Source organism: Nocardia neocaledoniensis, assembly GCF_029868625.1.
Taxonomy (GTDB): Bacteria; Actinomycetota; Actinomycetes; order Mycobacteriales; family Mycobacteriaceae; genus Nocardia; species Nocardia neocaledoniensis_A.
This window is the reverse complement of sequence record NZ_JARWOJ010000294.1, coordinates 1-3937: the sequence shown is the minus strand read 5'-3', so window position 1 is coordinate 3937 and position 3937 is coordinate 1. Positions and strand designations below refer to the sequence as shown.

The 3937-nt window shown below is 67.5% G+C and carries 5 protein-coding genes; all 5 read right to left on the bottom strand.

Annotated elements, in window-relative coordinates:
• Positions 1 to 639, bottom strand: a 639-nt coding sequence (locus QH270_RS22160; RefSeq protein WP_280345682.1) for a hypothetical protein, incomplete at its 3' end; no start/stop codon positions are given.
• Positions 640 to 714: 75 nt separating this feature from the next.
• Positions 715 to 1617: a hypothetical protein gene (locus tag QH270_RS22155; protein WP_280345679.1), complete on the bottom strand. Its 903-nt coding sequence runs from the start codon at positions 1615 to 1617 to the stop codon at positions 715 to 717.
• On the bottom strand, positions 1586 to 2386 hold the full coding sequence (locus tag QH270_RS22150; RefSeq protein ID WP_280345676.1) for a hypothetical protein: 801 nt from the start codon (positions 2384 to 2386) through the stop codon (positions 1586 to 1588). Before QH270_RS22150 ends, QH270_RS22155 begins: the two co-directional genes overlap by 32 nt.
• Before the next feature lie 227 nt (positions 2387 to 2613).
• Entirely contained in the window at positions 2614 to 2937 is a 324-nt protein-coding gene (locus QH270_RS22145) for a hypothetical protein (protein WP_280345674.1), read from the bottom strand.
• 200 nt (positions 2938 to 3137) lie between these two features.
• Entirely contained in the window at positions 3138 to 3791 is a 654-nt protein-coding gene (locus QH270_RS22140; RefSeq protein WP_280345672.1) for a hypothetical protein, read from the bottom strand.
• Positions 3792 to 3937 lie beyond the last annotated feature (146 nt).

Sequence of the window (3937 nt, the reverse complement as noted above, 5' to 3'; positions counted from 1 at the left end):
GAACCGTTGCCGCAGTTCGGCATCGGTGTAGGAGGCCGCGGTCAGCTCCGCCAGCTGTTGCCAGGCGCCGGGGCTGCGGCCCCACAGTTGCTCGGCCTCGCCGGGTTGGACGTTGATCAGTGCCGCGGTCCCGGTCGCACGGCGCCACAGCGCGGCCATGTTGTCGTGGAGTTGGCGTTCTGCTGGCTCGTTGTCGGGCAACCCACCGGTGTGGACGCGATGCAGGTACTCCGCGCGGACCAGGGCAGTGTGTTCCAGACGCCACACGTCCTCGGCCAGCTGGTCCAGCAGGTGCAGGCGTGCCGGATCCGCCCCGGGCGGGGCCGACGGCAGTGTTGCTGTTTCGGGGGTGTCGCCCCAGCGTGCTCCTCTGGCGCCGGTGTCGGTGGCGTAGTCGATCATCCGTTGCGGGACCCCGCGGGCGTGGGCGTGTAGCTCGATCTCACCGCGCTCGTCGTCCAACGCCCTCAGATGGGTCCGCCACGTCTCGAGCTGAACGCTCGGACCGTGGGCGGGCGAGTACTGCGGGGACCCGTGGAACAAGGTGCGGTAGTGGTCGTAGCTGGTGTTCTGGATGCGTTCGAGTAGGCGAAGCTGCCACGACGGCAGATCCTCGGCACCCGAGAGGGGATGACTCACCGGCTTCTCCAATCCTGTTGTTCGACTGTGTGTTCAGTGCTCCCGGAACGGCCTTGAGAGACCGTGCGCGGCGGTTCACGGCCCCGGCCCGATCTCGGGTCCGGTGCGTTGATCCGGGGTCGGGCCCGGTCGGGGATCGGTGGGGTCGTGTTCCGTGTGGGCACCGGTGCCGGTGGCCTCGATCGCGGCGTCGATATCAACGCCGCCGACTACCCGCTCCGTGGGGCGAGGTTCCAGGGCGGCTGCGGCGAGCTCGACCATCCGGTCGGGCAGGACGGGCAGCTGGCGGTTGATGTCGTCGGGAGTGATTCCGGCCGCTTGCAGCACCATCACCGGCATCGACACCGTGGCGAAGTCGGTGTCGACGATCGCCTGCCACCGCGCCGACAACTCCGCCCGGTCGAGCTTCGACAGGGTGTGCGCGACCTGCTCGGTCCACGGCCTAGCGGTGGGTTCCCACGCGTGTTGCTGTTCGACCGTGGTCAAGCCCAGGGCGTGCCCGACCGCGCCGACCTGTTGCCAGCTCACGCCCATGACGCGGCGGAATGCGGCGAACCCGGCACGCGATAGGTCGCCCTGTCGCGCGGCAGCGGCCCCGACGCCGGCCATCGTCTGTAATTCAGCGACTGCTCGCCGGTGCCCGCGCAGGAGGGTGTCGCGATCGATCGCTTCGGTGCTCAACAATGGTTGGCCGGGTGCCCAGCGGTGTCCGCGTTCCCCGCAGGCGCGGGTGTAGTCGATCACCGATTTCGGCACCCCGACCGCGGTGGCGATCGCTTCCAGGTTTTCCCGGGTGCGGCGCCCGATATCCAGATGCGCCACCGCCATCGGTGACAAGCCCTGGCTGCCGTCAGTGCGGGATCGCTCGATCAGGTGCTGGTAGTCGCTGGCCAGGTTCTGCACGGCCTTGAGCAGCTTGGCCTGCACCGGATTCGGCTCGAACATCTCACCGGCCCCGTCCCACATCGAGATCGCCACGCCATATTTCGAGCTCGGTGCCTGTGCCGCGAGCAGGTGTGGGGTCTGCTCCGCCACTGGTCAAGTCGGGATCAGCAGCGGTGTGATCGACGTCGTGGACCGCTGTCGCCGATACCGCGGCCTCGATCCATTCACCGTCCTCGACGATTTCCGCGTCGATAATCACCTCAGCGGCCGGGGCGGTGGTGGGAGCGAGATAATGTGCGAGGTAGCCGAACTCGTGGTGCAGGTTCGCGTCCATGGTCAGGTCGGCTGCTAGCCCGCCCACGTCGTCGTCGACACTGTGGAGTCTTCGGTCGGACTGATTCGCGCCGTTGTCAGCGAAGAAGTCTTCGGGGTCCAAGCCTGTGTCGTGGATGAACCGCTCTTCGTAGGCCTGGCGTGCGGCTTCGGCGTCCGGGGACAGGTCGCGGGTGGCGTCTGCGGCGGCGAACTGGGCTGCGGCGGCCTTGGCGGCGCCGGTTCGTTCATCGGAGTGGTGCAAGGTGTCGGTGAATCCGGCCGCGCGGCGGCGGATCTCGATCATCAGTTCCTTGAGCTCGACATCGAGCTCGTGCAACGTCACCTCGCGGGCTTCGCGGTTGGTGTAGCCGGCGATGCGGGCGGCATGAACCTCGCTGCTCTGCTGCCGGGACAGCTCACCGTCGAGTTCGCGGCGCGCCAAATCGGTTTCCGCCCTGCCGATCTGGCCCTCTTTGTGGCGAACATCGACCTCGGTGATCTTGGCGGCGTTGTCGATGCGGGCACGGACCTCGGCGATCTTGGCCATGGCCAGTTGTTGCTCGGTTCCGAGGTTGCCGAGGCGGGCCTGGTGCTCGATCCGCGACCGTTGGTTCTTGTCCGCTTCGATCGCGAGTCGCTGCTCAGACTCCGCGCGTGAGCGCGATTCCCCGCCCCTGCTGCGGAACAACGCGTTGGTGGTGTGCGCGGTCTGCAACGCCTGCAGAAACCCCTGCCGGACCGCTTGCCCGCCTTCTTCGACCGGATCCCCGTTCATCACAACACCCGCATTTCAGCGATCAGCCATGCATATTGCGCGTTCGAGCGAGTCGCCCGCGCCGACACCGAAAACTCGATCGGTGTCCTGGCGGCCGGGGTGAGGGCGACCGAGAAGACCCGGCTCGACGAGGTCGCGGTATCAGGCGCCGGGGTTTCGCCGGTCAGAGTGACCTCGGTGCGCAGCGGCACTCGGGAATCGACCCAGTCCTGCCACACCTCGGGGGTGATCGGCGCCCACAGCGAGACCCCGATCCGGGCGTCGGTGGAGTGCGCAGCCCACATCAGCGGTCGCGCAGCCTCGAACGTCGAACGTGCGTCCACCCCAGCAACCGGATCCAGCCGATACAGCGTGGTCACCGCGGCCTGGAGAACCGCGGACGCTGAGCAGGGCGCGACCTCGGTGTGCGGTGACGGGAAAGGGGTGGCGCGACAACCTGGTTCGACCACCGGTACCTGAGCGGACGAACAACCACTCACTGCCGTCAGCACGATCAGGGCAACCATGGTGGACACGGCGGGTTTCATGACGTTGCGTCCCAGAGTTCGTGTAGGTCGACGGTGCGCCACCGGACTTGGTCGGGCCAGGTGCATTGCTCGGCGGCGGGGTTGCGCACCGGTACGGTTGCGATGTCGAGGACCAGGCTCGCGGTGGTAGCGATGCGGTGGAGGCGGTCGAAGTCCAGGCCGCGGCTGCGCGCCAGGTTCAGCCGCAAGACCCCGGCGTCGCCACCCCACTCGGCCAGCGCGTGCGCGGCCAGCTCGATCGCCTTCTCCGCCGAGAGGGTGGCCGCCTCTACCCCATCGACCAACTCGGTATCGAAGGTTTCGTGCCAGATCATGCGACCGGAGGCCCCGCACAGGGTGAACGCGTCCAGGGTCGCCGCCGACCACACCGTCATCGTCGGACCGGTCGCGGCTTTGCGCACGAGGTTGGCACCTGATGTGGCCCAGAGGATTTCGGATTGGCGCAGACCGTCGTAATCGATCCCGGCGAGATCGAGCAAGGCTTGGATGTATCGGTCCGACAAGTCGCTGGTAGTGAAGCCGTATTCGGTTGCGAGGCTGTCGAATTCGCCGGGGGTGGCGAAGGTCTGTAGTTCAGTTGCCCGGGCGCGGACCATGTCTTCGGGGGTGGTCGGTGTGGCCGGGGCACAGGTACGGGGGTCGGTGGTCATCAGGCTTCCTTCGGAGCGATCGGTCAGAAATCTGGTTCGAGCTGTGGGTGCGCAACCTCGCCAGGAGGCGGAAGGTCGAACAGGTCGCCGTCTGCGATGCCGTAGCTGTCCTCGATGCCGGTGGCGGCGATCGCGGCACCGATCCC

What these genes read in the sequence shown, in the direction of transcription:
- QH270_RS22150 (WP_280345676.1), bottom strand. Translation starts at nt 2,386, where the DNA reads ATGGCCAAGATCGCCGAGGTCCGTGCCCGCATCGACAACGCCGCCAAG.
- QH270_RS22140 (WP_280345672.1), bottom strand. Translation starts at nt 3,791, where the DNA reads ATGACCACCGACCCCCGTACCTGTGCCCCGGCCACACCGACCACCCCC.